Origin of the sequence: Streptomyces doebereineriae, assembly GCF_031845645.1 — a bacterium.
GTDB lineage: Bacteria > Actinomycetota > Actinomycetes > Streptomycetales > Streptomycetaceae > Streptomyces > Streptomyces canus.
Genome location: NZ_JAVREZ010000543.1, coordinates 1 through 399 on the forward strand (window position 1 = coordinate 1; position 399 = coordinate 399).

The 399-nt window shown below is 60.4% G+C and carries 1 protein-coding gene; it reads left to right on the top strand.

The features are described from left to right. On the top strand, positions 1-356 hold a 356-nt coding region (locus RNB18_RS53170), incomplete at its 5' end, for a tyrosine-type recombinase/integrase (RefSeq protein WP_311721199.1). Positions 357-399: the final 43 nt, after the last annotated feature.

The following is a 399-nucleotide window of genomic DNA, read 5'->3' on the forward strand; positions in this document are numbered from 1 at the left end:
GGCCAGCTCGGTCTCCACTGTTCGTTGGACGGGACGGCGAGCGCATCACCCGGGGAACGGTTCAATCACGTATTAAGCGAGCATTCAACCGCGCCGGCACCGATGCCCAGCCGGTCCCCGGAGCCATGGTTCATGGATTGCGGCATACATTCGCGACAGAACTGGCCAGTGCCAATGTCAGTGTCTACACACTAATGAAGCTGCTAGGCCACGAATCAATCACGACATCCCAGCGGTATGTCACGGCGGCGGGAACCGAAACGCGCACAGCTGCAGCACGAAACGGCCTGTACGGAGTGATCCAAGACCTTGCGGCGAAAAGCGATCGGCAATGTCGCGCGGCTCTGCCGGATTGAGGTTCACCTGTCGTCGGATGCAGGTAGCGGGTCACCGCTGAAG